The sequence below is a fragment of the Sorangium sp. So ce185 genome (assembly GCF_051526825.1).
Lineage (GTDB): Bacteria > Myxococcota_A > Polyangia > Polyangiales > Polyangiaceae > Sorangium > Sorangium cellulosum_D.
The window spans coordinates 7,194,034-7,207,165 of record NZ_CP150316.1 but is presented as its reverse complement, the minus strand read 5'-3'; the positions used below and the strand labels follow the sequence as shown (position 1 = coordinate 7,207,165).

General features: G+C 76.2%; 10 protein-coding genes. 6 read left to right on the top strand and 4 right to left on the bottom strand.

Annotation, left to right across the window (positions count from 1 at the left end; genetic code table 11):
* Window positions 1–5: 5 nt before the first annotated feature.
* The 3 genes from pgl to WMF26_RS26165 all read left to right on the top strand — a co-directional run bounded on the left by pgl (window position 6) and on the right by WMF26_RS26165 (window position 2,695).
* On the top strand, window positions 6–731 hold the full coding sequence (pgl, locus tag WMF26_RS26175; RefSeq protein WP_437994892.1) for a 6-phosphogluconolactonase: 726 nt from the start codon (window positions 6–8) through the stop codon (window positions 729–731).
* A 150-nt stretch (window positions 732–881) separates the two neighbouring features.
* On the top strand, window positions 882–1,556 hold the full coding sequence (locus WMF26_RS26170) for a cobalamin B12-binding domain-containing protein (RefSeq protein WP_437994891.1): 675 nt from the start codon (window positions 882–884) through the stop codon (window positions 1,554–1,556).
* Window positions 1,547–2,695, top strand: coding sequence for a sensor histidine kinase (locus WMF26_RS26165; RefSeq protein ID WP_437994890.1), 1,149 nt, complete (start codon window positions 1,547–1,549; stop codon window positions 2,693–2,695). Before WMF26_RS26170 ends, WMF26_RS26165 begins: the two co-directional genes overlap by 10 nt.
* A 142-nt stretch (window positions 2,696–2,837) precedes the next feature.
* On the opposite strand, the gene WMF26_RS26160 is transcribed toward WMF26_RS26165, so the two are convergent.
* On the bottom strand, window positions 2,838–3,944 hold the full coding sequence (locus WMF26_RS26160) for a glucokinase (RefSeq protein WP_437994889.1): 1,107 nt from the start codon (window positions 3,942–3,944) through the stop codon (window positions 2,838–2,840).
* Between the two features lie 142 nt (window positions 3,945–4,086).
* Here WMF26_RS26160 and WMF26_RS26155 point away from each other — a divergent pair, with 142 nt between their 5' ends.
* Genes WMF26_RS26155 through WMF26_RS26145 form a run of 3 tightly spaced genes read left to right on the top strand, consistent with a single transcriptional unit; the run spans window position 4,087 to window position 8,977 of the window.
* On the top strand, window positions 4,087–6,189 hold the full coding sequence (locus WMF26_RS26155) for a mechanosensitive ion channel domain-containing protein (protein WP_437994888.1): 2,103 nt from the start codon (window positions 4,087–4,089) through the stop codon (window positions 6,187–6,189).
* Entirely contained in the window at window positions 6,186–7,490 is a 1,305-nt protein-coding gene (locus WMF26_RS26150) for a cation:proton antiporter (protein ID WP_437994887.1), read from the top strand. Before WMF26_RS26155 ends, WMF26_RS26150 begins: the two co-directional genes overlap by 4 nt.
* 11 nt (window positions 7,491–7,501) lie before the next feature.
* Window positions 7,502–8,977: a cation:proton antiporter gene (locus WMF26_RS26145; protein WP_437994886.1), complete on the top strand. Its 1,476-nt coding sequence runs from the start codon at window positions 7,502–7,504 to the stop codon at window positions 8,975–8,977.
* A gap of 12 nt (window positions 8,978–8,989) precedes the next feature.
* Here the strand turns inward: WMF26_RS26145 and WMF26_RS26140 are convergent, their stop codons facing one another.
* The 3 genes from WMF26_RS26140 to WMF26_RS26130 all read right to left on the bottom strand — a co-directional run bounded on the left by WMF26_RS26140 (window position 8,990) and on the right by WMF26_RS26130 (window position 13,084).
* On the bottom strand, window positions 8,990–9,631 hold the full coding sequence (locus WMF26_RS26140) for a hypothetical protein (RefSeq protein WP_437994885.1): 642 nt from the start codon (window positions 9,629–9,631) through the stop codon (window positions 8,990–8,992).
* Between the two features lie 499 nt (window positions 9,632–10,130).
* Window positions 10,131–11,402 (bottom strand): endolytic transglycosylase MltG, encoded by a 1,272-nt coding sequence (gene mltG, locus WMF26_RS26135; protein ID WP_437994884.1) that lies wholly within the window; start codon window positions 11,400–11,402, stop codon window positions 10,131–10,133.
* A gap of 116 nt (window positions 11,403–11,518) precedes the next feature.
* A complete protein-coding gene (locus WMF26_RS26130; RefSeq protein ID WP_437994883.1) occupies window positions 11,519–13,084 on the bottom strand; it encodes a vWA domain-containing protein in 1,566 nt (521 codons plus the stop codon).
* Between the last annotated feature and the right edge of the window lie 48 nt (window positions 13,085–13,132).

Below are 13,132 nucleotides of genomic sequence, written 5' to 3'. Positions count from 1 at the left end.
CCGAGATGAACGGTGGTGAAGAGACGCTCGTCGCGGCGGACGCGGCGGAGCTCGCGATCCTCGGGGCGGAGCTCATGGCGCGCGCGATCGCCGCGGCGATCGAGGCGCGCGGCGTCGCGCGGATCGCGCTGTCGGGCGGGGGCACGCCGTCTCCTTCGTACCAGCGGCTCGCGGCGCTGTCGCTCCCGTGGGCGCAGACCGAGTGGTTCTGGGTGGACGAGCGCGCGGTCGCGCCCGACCACCCCCGCTCGAACTACGGCGCCGCGCGCCGGGATCTCGCGGCGGCGCGCGTCCCGGAGGACCGCTTCTTCCGCATGGAGGGGGAGGCGGCCGATCTCGGCGGGGCCGCCGCGCGCTACGAGGCGCTCCTGCGCGCGCGCTTCGGGGTCGCGTCGGCGGTGGCGTTCGACCTGATGACGCTGGGGATCGGCGACGACGCGCACACGGCGTCGCTCTTCCCCGGGACGGGGGCGGTGGGCATCGAGGATCGCCTGGTCGCCGCGATCCCGGCGCAGCCGGGCAAGGGGCTGGAGGCGCGGCTCACGCTGACGGCCCCGGTGATCCGGGAGGCGCGGGTGAAGCTCCTGCTCGCCGGCGGGGCGAGCAAGCGCGCGGTCGTGGCGCAGGCGAAGCGGACGGGTCCGGCCGACGAGGTGCCGGCGCGCGCCGTGCGCGGCGGCGCCGGGCGGCTCGTCTGGCTGCTCGACGCGGCGGCGGCGCAGGCCGGGTAGCGAGCGCGCGGCCGCGTCCTCTCGCGCGCCGCGCGCCCGCGGCCGCCCGCCAGCAGCTCGACACGCGCTGGCGCGCGGCCGCGGCGATTCCGCGCGGCGCGAGGCTTGACGCCATCGCTCCTTGCGCCAGAAGCCACGACACGCGCGCAGATGCCGTCGGGCGAGGGAGGAGCTGCAAGCCGAGAGCCGCGGATCGCCGAGGGCGACGACGCCGAGGCGCGCCTGTTCGCCGCCGCGATCCTGACTGGCAACTACGCCGCCGCGCGGAGCGTGCTGCACGCCGCGATCGGCAACGGGCTCGGCTACATCTACGAGCGCATCGTCGTGCCGGCCATGGAGGAGGTCGGGAGCCGCTGGTACGAGAACCGGATCAGCGTCGCGGACGAGCACCTCGCCACGGCGGTCGCGCAGACCGCCGTCGCCTCCATCTACCCGCTGATCCGGTGGCCGGCGGGGGGGCCGCGGGCGGTGGTCGGCTGCGTCGAGCCCGAGCGCCACGCGTTCGGCGCGCGCATGGTCGCCGATCTCCTCGCCCTCGACGGCTGGCAGACGACGTTCGCGAGCGGGGGGATCTCGCTCGCGCGCGGGCTCGAGGATCTCCGGCGGAGCGAGGTGAAGCTCTTCGCCGTGTCGGTCACCCTCGGCGAGCACCTGCCGGCGGCGCGCGCGCTCATCGAGAACGCGCGCGAGGACGTGCCCGGCGTGAAGATCCTCGTCGGCGGCCGCGCCGTCGCGGCGCTGCCCGACGCGGTTCGGCTGCTCGGGGCCGATGCGATCGCGGCGTCGGCCTCGCGGGCGGTGGAGGTCGCGAGGGCATGGCGGTGACGCAGCCGGACGCCGCGGCGCTCCTCGGCGCCCTCCTCGCGAGCGAGGACGACCTCCTGCTCGTGGTGCAGCGCGGCGAGATCACCCACGCCAGCGCGGCGGTGGAGCGGCGGCTCGGCGGCGCCGCGCCGGGCAGGGACGTCGCGTCGCTGTTCCACGAGGAGAGCCGCGAGAAGCTCGCGGCCGCGCTGGCCCACGAGGCGCCCGCCGCGTGGGAGCTCCAGGTGTGCCGCGAGGGTGAGGGGCAGGAGCCGGTGAGCTTCCTCGTGGTCCCGGCCGCGGACGGATCGCGCATCCTGCTCGGGCGGGCTCCCGCGCTGGACGAGGCGGTCCGGATCAAGGAGGCTGCCATCACGCTGACGACCGCGCTCGCGGACATCGCCCGCGAGCTCGCGACGAAGGGCGCCGAGCTCGAGGCGGCGCGCGCCGGGCTCGAGGAGCTCGGGCGCCACCGCGACGAGCTCCTGTCGATCGTGTCGCACGACCTGAAGGCCTCGCTGCACGCCATCCGGCTCCAGGGCTCGCTCATCGAGCACGCCGAGACCCCTCCGACGGCGGCGCAGCGCGCGACGATCGCGGGGCGGCTGCTCCGCAACGTCGACCGGATGACGTCGCTCATCTCGGACATCCTCGACGCCGCGCTCGCCGACGCGGGGGAGCTGCGGATCGAGCCGCAGCGGTTCTCCCTGGGCGACGTGGTCGCCGAGGTGGTCGACACGGTGGCCCTCATCGCGGCCGACGCGGGGGTGCAGCTCCGCCGCGCGGCCGCGGGCGCCGCGCTCGTGGACGGCGACGCCCGGCGGCTCTACCAGGTCGTCCTGAACCTCGTCGAGAACGCGATCCGGCACTCGCCGCGGGGGGCCGAGGTCCTCATCGCGCTCGAGGCGCAGGGCGCGCGCGTGCGCTGCTCGGTCGAGGACGGGGGGCCCGGCATCGCGCCCGAGGAGCGCGCCGCGGTGTTCGAGCGCTTCCAGCGGCGGGGCGGCCGCGCAGGCCGGGCCGGCCTCGGCCTGTACATTGCGCGGCGGATCGTCGCGCTGCACGGGGGCTCGATCTGGGTCGAGGCCGGGGCGCGCGGCGGCGCGCGCTTCGTCTTCGAGATCCCGGCGCCCGGGGGCGCGGGTGGTGACCGGATTTGAACATGAAGGCGGGGAGGCGGGAAGAAAAGATGAATGATCTTCCCGCCTTCATGTGGATCACGCCGGGGCAATTGGGCCACCACCGGGGCGCGGGCGGGGCGGAGGACGCGGGCGCGCGGTGAGGCGCCCCCCCCCGCCGCGCTCAGGACCTGCGGGACGGCGCGCGGCGTCGGGGCGCGCCGTCGTCGTCGCCGCGCGCGATGAGCTCCCTCGCGAGGGCGAGCGCGCCGCGGACGCCGACGAGGGGATCGGTGACCACGGCGACGGGCACCCCCTCGAGGAGCGGCGTGAGGCGGCCCTTCTTCAGGAAGGACTTCATGAACAGCTCGCGCCGCGCGGTGACGAGGTTCCTCGCGATGTTGCCGAGGACGAAGACCCCGCCGAGCGCGAGCTCGCGCAGGGCGAGGTTGCCCGCCTCGGCGCCGTAGATCTCGGCGAACAGGTCGACCGCGCGCGCGGCGGGCCGGAACGCGCGCGCGAGCCCGAGCTCGGAGATCGCCGCGTTGCGGTCGCCCTCGGCGAGGCGGCGCTCGATCGCGCGGGGCACGCGGGCGGCGCGGGCGGCGAAGAAATCGAAGAGGGCGCCGAGCCCGTCGCCCGAGAGGACCCGCTCGTAGCTCACGTGATCCGGGTGGCGCTCGGCGAGGAACTGCCACAGCTCGACCTCGACGGCGGAGCGCGGGGCGAAGTCGGCGTGGCCGCCCTCGGTCGGGAGCGTCAGGTGGCGGGCGCCGTCCCAGACGAGCCGGGCCTCGCCGAGGCCGGTGCCGGCGGCGATGACGGCCATGTTGCTCTCCTTCGGCCGCGGGCGGCGCTCGGTGAGCGGCGCGATCGAGGAGCGGGGGATGTGCAGGCAGCCCCGGGCGCCGACCACCAGGTCGTTCGCGAGCACGACGCGCGCGATCTTGAGCCGGCGCGACAGGTCGCGCTCCGCGAGGCGCCAGGGCAGGTTCGTGATGGTGGCGACGTGGTCCTTGATGGGGCCGGCGACGCCGAGCACCGCGACGGCGGGGTGGGGCGCGTCGCTGCGGACGAGGAACGGGAGGGCGATCTCCTCGAAGCTCGCGTGCTCGCGGCTGCGGAAGACCGCCTCGGAGAGCGGCCTGTCGCCGGAGGCGTCGTAGAGCGCGAGCCGGGTGTTCGTGCCTCCGATGTCGCCGACGAGCAGCGACGGGGCCACGGATTTCTTGGTCCTTGCCACGCGGGCGCCCTGCCAGCGCCCCGCGTCGGCGGCAAGGCGAACCGTCATCGGGCGGGCGCGGACGGGGCGATCGTCGGAGCGGCCTGCGGCCTCGACCGCCGCGCTGGCGCGGGCGCCCGTTGGTTCCCGCGAGCGGCCTCGGCGCTGTCCTGCCTTGACCGGCGCACCGCCTCCGGTCGAAAGTGCCGGCGTGCAGCGGCTGTTCCCCGCGCTTCTGGCCGCGCTCGCCGGCCTCGTCCCTCTCGCCGGCCCAGCGTTCGCCGACGCGGCGCAGGGCGCGCTCGCGCAGCCTGCGCCCGCGCACCTCGCGCAGCCTGCGCCCGCGCCGCCGCAGGGCGCGTCCGCTCCGCCTTCTCAGCGCGCGCCCGCGCCGCCGCCGCCCGCACCGGCCACCTCCGCGCCGTCCTCGGCCGCGCCGCGCTCGGCGCGGGCCACGGCCGCTCCGGCCGCGTCCGCGCCGCCGGCGCAGCTCGCGCCTGCGCCGGCTTCGGCCCCGCCGGTCGCGCCGCCCGCGTCGACGCCGGCCGCTCCGGCCGCGTCCGCGCCGTCGGCGCAGCCCGCGCCCGTGCAGGCCTCCTCGGCGCCGCCCTCCGCCGCGCAGCTCGCCGCCGCGCCGGCGCAGCCCGCGGCCGATCCGCCGCCCGCGCAGGCCGCCGTGACGCCGCCGGCACAGCCCGCGGCCCAGCCGCCGGCGCCCGTGCAGCCGCCGATCGTGCACGTCGCGCCGTCGCCCGCGCCGCCCCGGTCGGCGGCCGCGCAGGTCGTGCTGGCGCCCGCGCCGCCGCAGCCGGCCGCCGATCAGGCCGAGCCGCGCCCGCCCGACCCCCAGCCGCCGCCGGCGGTCGAGCAGCCCGAGGCGCGCGTCGAGCTGCTCGGCCGCACGGTGTTCGCCATCCGCGTGCACCGCGGCAGCCTCTCCCCCCCGGAGCGCGCCCGCGAGGCGGCGAAGGTGCTGGAGCGCGCCGCCCAGGAGAAGCAGATCCCCGAGGTCCGCGTCGACGAGCAGGCGGGCGTCGCGGTGATCTACGTCGGCGAGAGCCCGCTCATCCACATCGGGCCCGAGGACGCCGTCGCGGCGGGCACCACCACCGTCTCCGTCCACGCCGCCGCGATCGCCGCCACGGTGCGCGACGTCCTCGCCAAGGAGCACAGCCGGAGCCGCCTCGCCACGAGCGTGTTCTCCTTCTCGCTGCTCGTCTTCTCGGGGCTGATCGCGCTGCTCCTGCTCCGCAAGGTCGGCGAGCTCGTCGAGCGGGCGCGCGCCTGGGTCGCCGAGCACCCGGAGCGGCTCCCGGCGCTGCACGTCCGCGGCATCGAGATGCTCCGGCCCGCCGCGTCCCAGGGCGCGCTCTCCGTCGCGCTCGGCGCCGCCGGCATCCTCGTCCGGCTGGGCATCGCCTACATCTGGATCCTCTTCGCGCTCTCCCTGTTCGAGTCCACGCGCAACTACAGCCAGAAGCTCACCGGCTTCGTGCTCGCGCCGATGTCGGAGCTCATGGGGCGCATCGCGCGGAGCGTCCCCGTGCTCGTGCTCGCGATCCTCGCGACGCTCGCGGTCATCGTCCTCATCCGCTTCGTGGGGCTGTTCTTCGGGAGCGTCAGCCGGGGCGAGACGTCGCTCGGGTGGCTCCCCTCGGAGCTCGCGGTCGCGACCGGGGTCCTCGTCCGCTTCGGCATCCTCGTGGCCGCGCTGCTGCTCGCGGCGCCGCTCATCACCGGCACCGACGAGGGGGCGCTCACGCGGGTCGGCTTCGTGGTGCTCGCGTCGGCCGGGCTCGCCAGCACGCCGCTCATCGCCTCGGCGGCCGTCGGCCTCTCGGTCATCTACGGGCGGCGCCTGCGCGTCGGCGACGTCGCCGACGTGGGCGGCCGGTCCGGGCGGGTCCGCGAGCTGACGCTGCTCGAGGCGCGCCTCGAGGACGAGGACGGGTGCGTCGTGCGCGTGCCCCACCTGCTCAGCCTGTTCCACCCGACGCGCGTCCGCGGCCGCCCCCCGCTCGTGGCCGTCGAGATCAGCGTCGACCCCTCCGCGGATCTCGACCGGGTGCGGGAGCTGCTCCTCAAGACCGGATCGAGCCTCGGCAGCCGCGCCCGCGCCGCGCTCGTCGCGATCGACGAGGGGGGCGCGCACTTCCGGGCCACGATGGCGTGCGACGGCGACGACGTGCGCAGCCGCTGGCTCGCCGCCGTGGCGCAGGCGCTCGTCGCCGCCGGCATCCCGCTCGGGCGCGCGCCGGCGTCCTCCGGCGGCGCGCCGCGCCGCGCGCCGCCGGATCGGGGCGCGGCCTCGTGAACGCCATCTGGCTCCTGATGGGGCTGCTCGTGCTGTCGTACCTCGGCAGCTCGCTCGTCGGCGGCCGCGTGCTGCGGGGCATCGGCCTCCCCTCGGGCGCCGAGTACGTGGTGCTCGGCTTCGTGCTCGGGCCCTCGGCGCTCGGGCTGCTCGAGCCCTCGTCGCTCGCCGCGTTCGAGCCCGTGGCGGGCGTCGCGCTCGGCTGGCTCGCGGTCGTGGTCGGCCTCGATTTCGGCTTCGTCGGCAACCGCCGCGTCCGCCCGTCGCGCATGGCGCTCGGCGTGCTGATGAGCCTGCTCACCGGCTCGGCGGTGGCCGCCGCGGTGTGGTTCGCGGCGGCGCGCGGCGCGCCGTCGCTGGAGAGCGGCGACCGGGTGCTGCTCGCGGCGGGCGTCGGCGCCGTCTCGGCCGAGACGACGCGGCACGCCGTGCTGTGGGTCACGCAGCGCTACAGCGCGAGCGGCAAGCTCTCGGATCTCATCGCCGACATCGCCGACTGCGACGACCTCGGGCCGCTGCTCATGATGGGCGGCGCGTTCGCGCTCGTCCCGCAGGCGACGGGCCACTGGCCGCTCCCGTTCTGGGGGTGGACGATCGTCACGGCGCTCATCGGCGTGGTGCTCGGGCTCATCGCGGTCGTGCTCCTCGGCAGCGATTTCCGCCTGATCCAGAGCTGGGGCGTGCTGCTCGGCACGTCGCTGCTCACGATGGGCACGAGCGCGCGGGTCGGCCTGTCGCCGCTCTTCGCGACGTTCGCGATGGGCGTGACCATCGCCGCGCTCTCCCGGCACCGCGAGGAGATCGTCGCGATGATCGCGCCGACCGAGCGGCCGGTCATCCTGCCGGCGCTCCTGCTCGCGGGCGCGCAGGTGAACCCGAAGGCGGCGCCGTTCCTGCCCTGGATCGTGGCGATCGCGCTGGCGGCGCGGGTGCTCGGCAAGCTCGCGACCGGCCTCGTCTTCCGGGTCGCGTCGCCGGACGCGCGCGACGCCTCGCCCTGGCTCGGCCTCGGGCTGCTCTCGTCGGGCGCCGTCGCCATGAGCGTCGGGCTCGCCTTCGCGCTGCGTTTTCCGGGCCCGGTCGGGCACACCGTCCTCGTCGCCGCGGCGGCCGCCGCCGTCTTCGGCGAGCTCGTCGGCCCGCAGGCGCTGCGCGCCACGCTCCGCAAGGCCGGCGAGCTCGCCGCGCCCGAGCGGGAGTCGCTCTTCTTCGGCCGCGGGCTGGGCCGCGCCGCGCGCGACGCCGCGCCGGGCGACGGCGATGTCCCGCCGCCGCCGGTGGCCGAGCGGGGCGAGGGGTAGGAGGTGTCCCCGTGAGCGCTGCAGCACTCCCTGACATCGCGCCCGCCGGGCCCGACGCGCCCGCCGGCCCGGCTGGGCCCGCCGCCGCCCCCGAGCCGCACGGCGCGCCTCCTTCCGGCCATCACGGCTCGGCCCCCAAGGGCCCGCTGAACCACCTCACGCACGCGGTCGCGCTGGTGATCCTGTTCGGCGTGCTCTACGCGACGACGCGCGCGGTCCCGCACGACAACGGCCCGGCGGGCACCATCGCCTCGATCGGCTTCCTCCTGCTCGCGGGCACGCTCGCGAGCGAGCTCGTCGAGCCGCTCCGCTTGCCGCACCTCTCCGGCTACATCCTCGCGGGCATCGTCGCGGGGCCGCACGTCCTCAAGCTCGTCGATCACCACGCCGTCGAGGAGATCTCGCGGGTCAACGCGCTCGCGCTGGCGCTCATCGCGCTCGCCGGCGGGGCGGAGCTCCGGCTCGAGATGGTCAAGAAGAGCCTGAGGAGCCTCCTCTTGCACAACCTCGTGCAGACGGTCCTCGTGTTCGTGGCGATGACCGGCGTCTTCTTCGCCGCGCGCTCGCTCGTCCCGTTCGCGGCCGACCTCCCGATCGCCGCGGCGTTCGGCGTGGCGGTCCTCTGGGGCGTGATCGCGGTCACCCGCAGCCCCTCGGCCGTGCTCGGCATCCTCTCGCAGACGCGCGCGACGGGGCCCGTGGCGATGAACACGCTCGCGTTCGTGATGACGTCGGACATCATCGTCATCGTCGTCACGGCGGTCGCGCTCTCCACGGTGCGGCCGCTGATCGAGCCGGGCACGACGATGTCGATGCACGAGATCGAGCTGCTCGGCCGCGAGATCCTCGGGAGCATCTCGATCGGCACGACCCTCGGGCTCGCGCTGGCGGCGTACATGCGGCTCATCGGCCGGCAGCTCATCCTGGTGTTCGTGGCGCTCGGCTTCGGGGCCACGGAGGTGCTGCGTTACCTCCGCTTCGACGCGCTGCTCGTGTTCGTGGTCGCCGGGTTCGTCGTCGCGAACCTGTCGAAGCAGGGGGAGAAGCTGGTGCACGCGGTCGAGGACGCCGCGAGCGTGGTGTTCGTGCTGTTCTTCGCGACGGCGGGCGCGCACCTCGATCTGCCGCTGCTCAAGCTGATGTGGCCGGTCGCGCTGCTCTTCGGCGCGTCGCGCGCCTTCGTGACCTGGGTGGCGAGCCGCATCGGCAACCGGCTCGCGGACGACCCGCCGGTGCTGCGGAAGTGGGCGTGGTGCGGGCTGATCTCGCAGGCCGGGCTCACGCTGGGCATCAGCCTGACGATCGAGCGCGCGTTCCCGAGCCTGGGCGCCGGCTTCCGCGCGCTCGTCATCGGGTGCGTGGCGCTGAACGAGGTGTTCGGCCCGATCCTCTTCAAGTACGCGCTCGACCGCGCCGGCGAGACGGCCGTGGAGGCGTCGCGCGGGTCGCTGGCGAAGTCGCTGCCGGACCTCGGGCACCGCGGGTGAGGTGCGGTCCGCTCATGGCGTGAACCGCAGCGAGTAGCTCACCACGGTGGGGCCTCGCCTCGGCTTGAGGAAGTCGATCCGCTCGAAGACGCCGACCACGCATTTCGTGAACGCCTCGCCCTTGAGCGCCGTGCGCGGCTTGCGCACCTCGGCCTTGCCGCCGTCCTTCTCGATGCGCAGGTCGATCCCGAAGTCGCCGCCCTTGGTCGGGTCCTCCGCGAGCGCGAAGCAGCGTCGGAAGTCGTCGAAGTGCGGCGCGACCGAGCGCTTGATCGGCTCCTTGGTGAAGTCGTCGTGCGGCCCGCCGCCGATGTGCATGCCGATGTTCGCGACCTTCACCTTCGGGAGCGGCCCGGCGTCGGCCGGGGCCGCGGCGGGCGCCGCCGGTTCGGCCGCGGCGGAGGCTCCGGCGCTGGCGGTGGGGGCGGCGGGCGCGGAGGCCGCGGGGGCAGGGGTGGCGGCGCTCGCGGAGGCGGCCGCGATCGCGGGCGGATCGGTCGGCGGCGGCGCGGCGCTCGCCGGCGCGGTCGCGAGCGCCTCCGCCTGCGGCGCGGCGTGGCGCTCGGCCGGGGGCGTGGCGCCGGACGAGCAGCCTGCTGCGGCGAGGGCGAGGGGAGCGGAGAGCGCGAGGAAGAGCGGGGCGGGACGGCGCATGATGGCGCGCGAATCTACTGCGGCTCGCGCTGATGCAGGAAGCGGACGGCGCGCGGAAGATCGGAGCGCCGCCGGAGCGATCGGGCGGGCGGGTGGAGGGCCGGGGCGGGCGGGTGGAGGGCCCGTTCGTGGGCTGGGGACCTCCATCGCGCGCGCGAGCGGTTCCGTCGCTGGATCGAAGGCTTCCGGCGCGGTCCGGAAGGCTTCGCGCGCGGTCCGGAAGCTTCGCGCGCGGAGCCGAGGGTCGAATTTCCCAGGAAATTCGTCCCCCGGCGCGCGCTGGACGGCCCCGGGGACGCGGTGGACGCCGCTAAGTACGCGAAACCTCGTGCTCCGGAGCGCGCGGGAAGGTCTCGGGAGCGCGCGCGAAGCTTCCGGAGCGCGCGGGAAGGTCTCGGGCGCGCGCGGGAAGCCTTCGTGTCGGCACCGGCGCCCGCAGCGCGCGCCCAGGTGGACCCGCCATGGCGCCGCGCTCCTGCGAGCGCCCCCACACCCCGCCCTACTGCGCCGTCGCCTCGCGCCGCTTCCTCACCGCGTCGTTGTGGTCGTCCAGGCTCTCGCTGAACCGGTGGCGCCCCCCGCCCGCCGCCACGAAGTACAGGTACTTCGTCGCCGCCGGCGCGAGCACGGCCGCGATCGACGGCCCCCCCGGGTTGGCGATCGGCCCCGGCGGCAGCCCCGGGTACGCGTAGGTGCTGTAGCGGTTCTTCGGATCCCGCACCACCGCGGGCGTGGGCTTGCCGCCCCACTCGGCGCACGACGGCGCCTCCTCGGGCCAGGCCACGCAGCCGTAGAGCGCCGTCGCGTCGGACTGGAGCCGCCGCGAGCGGAACGTCGGGTCGAGGAGCCGGTTCAGGAACACGCTCGCGATGAGCGGCCGCTCCTCCGCGACGACCGCCTCCTTCTCGACGATCGACGCGAGCGTCAGCACCTCGCGGCGACCCCAGCCGAGCGTCGCCTGCAGCGCGGCGAGCCCGTCCTTGCTCTCTGCCGCGAGCGCGCTCCAGCGCCGGTCGGCCTCGGCGACGAGGCGCTTCGCCACCTCGCGCGCGTCCGTGTCGAGCGGGAACTCGTAGGTCGCCGGGAAGAGGTACCCCTCCGCGCTCTCCGCCCCCACCGCGCCGCCGCGCTCGATGCCGAGCGCGTCCAGGAACGCGCCGTCCGCGGTCGCGGCGAGGAACGTCTTCCTGCCGGCGACGCGCAGCTTCTCCAGCCGGGCCGCGATGTCGAAGCGGTTCCACCCCTCGGGGATCGTCACCTTCGCCGTGGGGCGCCCCTCCGCGCGCGTGAGCAGCTGCCGCAGCTCCCGCGGCGTCGCGCCCTCGAAGAGCAGGTGCGGGCCCGGCACGAACGCCTCGGTGCCGCCCGTCGCGCCGAGGTAGAGCGCCATCGCGCGCTCGCTCTCCACGAGCCCCTCGGCCGCGAGCAGCGAGGCCGCCTCGCCCGCGTCGAGCCCCTCCGGCCAGTTGATCTCCACGACGCGCCCCCGGTCCGGGGCCCTCGTGCGCCCGAAGCCGATCACCAGCGCGAGCAGCGCCGCGCCCGCCACCGCGAGCGCGCCCGCGAGCCCGAGGAGCAGCGCCCGCCCGCGCCTCGGCCAGGGCCGCGCCGGGCGCCGCGACGCCGGCGCGCGCTGCCCCGCGCCGCGGCCCCGCCGCGCGGGGGTCGTCTTCCGGGTCGACGACGGGGGCTCCCGCGGGGGCGAGCCCTGCGCGCCGTCGCCACCCGTCCGTCGGTTCCCCGGACGGCTCGCCCTAGGTCGAACGCCCACCGCCCGGAGTCAAAACCCGAAAGCCCGACCCGTGTCAACGTCCCGGCCGCGGCGCGCGGCGCGTCGCCGCGGGAGCGCGCGCCGCCGCGGGAGCGCGCGCCGCCCCGGCCCGCGCGTCAGCGGGCGAGATCGAAGGCGTCCGCCTCGTTACGGCGGACGGCGGCCTTGCCCTCGCGGGACTGCGCCGGGGCCGGCCGCGCCGCCGCCGGGGCCGCCGCCGGGGCCTGCGCGAAGCCGCCCGGCTTCGCGGGGGCGGCCGGGGGCGGCGTCGCGAACGACGGCGGCGCGCCGAAGCTCGAATCGGCCCGCTCCAGCGCCGCGATCTGGCTCTCGAAGTCGGACGCCACGTCCTTCGCGCGGCCCGCCGGCGCGGCGCGCTTCGCCTTGTCGGCCGCGCTCCGCAGCGACCGCTGCTGCGCGTCGAGCTTGCTGCGCGCCTCGTCGAGCCGCCCCTGCTCGAACAGGAAGTTGGCCTGCTTCAGCGTCGCCGCCGTCTCGCTGCGCTGCACGCGCCCCGCGACGAGCGCGTCGAGCTCGCTAGCGTCGGCGTCGCGGTCCGCGATCGCGACGCCGAGCTTGCCCTCGCACCGGGCGTCGGTCTTCGCGACGAGATCCCGGTACGTGAGGCCGACGTCGGCGATCGGGGACGCGCCGCGCGCGTCGTCGCCGAGGCCGCCGAGGCGCACCTTGAGCAGCACCGTCTTCACCTCCCCCGCCGCGAACGCGCCGAGCGGCACGATCACCTGGTCGCCGGCCCGCCGGAACGAGCGATCGAAGACCCGATCGAGCGTGACGCCGGGCGCGAGCGCGATCGCGAGCTCCGCGCCGTTCGCCACGGAGGCGGTGAGCTGCTCCGCCTCCGCCTCGAAGATGCGCGCGAGCGCGGCGTCGTTCTCGACGAAGTAGTGCCGGCCGTTCGAGTCGAGCGCGATCGCCGACAGGATCTTCTCGTTGTAGTCGACGTCGACCCCGATGGTCGTGATGCTCACGCCGCGATCGCGCGCCCGCTGCGCGATCGCGCGGAAGCCGGGGAGATCGCGCACGCCGTGGTTGGCGTCGCCGTCGCTGAGGACGAGCATCCGGCTCACCCCGCCGCCGGCCTGGGCGAGCAGCGACAGGCCCTCCTCGATGCCGCACGAGATGCAGGTGTCGCCGCCGAGCGAGATGCCGCGGACGCCCGCGAGGATGCGGCCGCGCGTGTCCGGCCCGACGGTCGTGGGCGGCACGACCACGGTCGTCCTCGTGTCGAAGGCGACGACCGACACCACGTCGCCGTCGTTCATGCGGCCGACGGCGGTCGTCGCCGCCTGGACGGCGTTGGCGAGGCGGGTGCCCTTCATCGAGCCGGAGCGATCGATGACCAGCGAGAGGTTCGCCTGCGCCTGCGCCCTCGCGGGCGCGTCGTCGCTGCGGACCTCGAACATCAGGAACGTCTCCCGCGCCGAGCGGGGGAGGCGGGCGTGGCCGACGCGCCCCTCCAGCATCAGCCTGGAGCCGGTGGCGAAGCGGCTCGGATCGACCGCGGCCACGGCGCCGCCCGTCACCTCCGGGACGACGGGGGGCGGCTCGGCGGTCACCTCGGCGGCCTCTACGGCGGCGCCCGAGGGGACGAGCGAGTAGACCGAGAGGCTCGTGAACATCATGCCGAGGGCGGAGAACAGGGCGACGTGGGTCGGCTTCATGGCTCCTCCAGAGAACGGCCTGCGCCCCTCGATCTTACGTCGGCTTCC

Excerpts from the sequence above, each read along its gene's own strand:
- pgl (WP_437994892.1), top strand. The coding sequence starts at position 6 with ATGAACGGTGGTGAAGAGACGCTCGTCGCGGCGGACGCGGCGGAGCTC.
- WMF26_RS26170 (WP_437994891.1), top strand. The coding sequence starts at position 882 with ATGCCGTCGGGCGAGGGAGGAGCTGCAAGCCGAGAGCCGCGGATCGCC.
- WMF26_RS26165 (WP_437994890.1), top strand. The coding sequence starts at position 1,547 with ATGGCGGTGACGCAGCCGGACGCCGCGGCGCTCCTCGGCGCCCTCCTC.
- WMF26_RS26160 (WP_437994889.1), bottom strand. The coding sequence starts at position 3,944 with ATGACGGTTCGCCTTGCCGCCGACGCGGGGCGCTGGCAGGGCGCCCGC.
- WMF26_RS26140 (WP_437994885.1), bottom strand. The coding sequence starts at position 9,631 with ATGCGCCGTCCCGCCCCGCTCTTCCTCGCGCTCTCCGCTCCCCTCGCC.
- WMF26_RS26130 (WP_437994883.1), bottom strand. The coding sequence starts at position 13,084 with ATGAAGCCGACCCACGTCGCCCTGTTCTCCGCCCTCGGCATGATGTTC.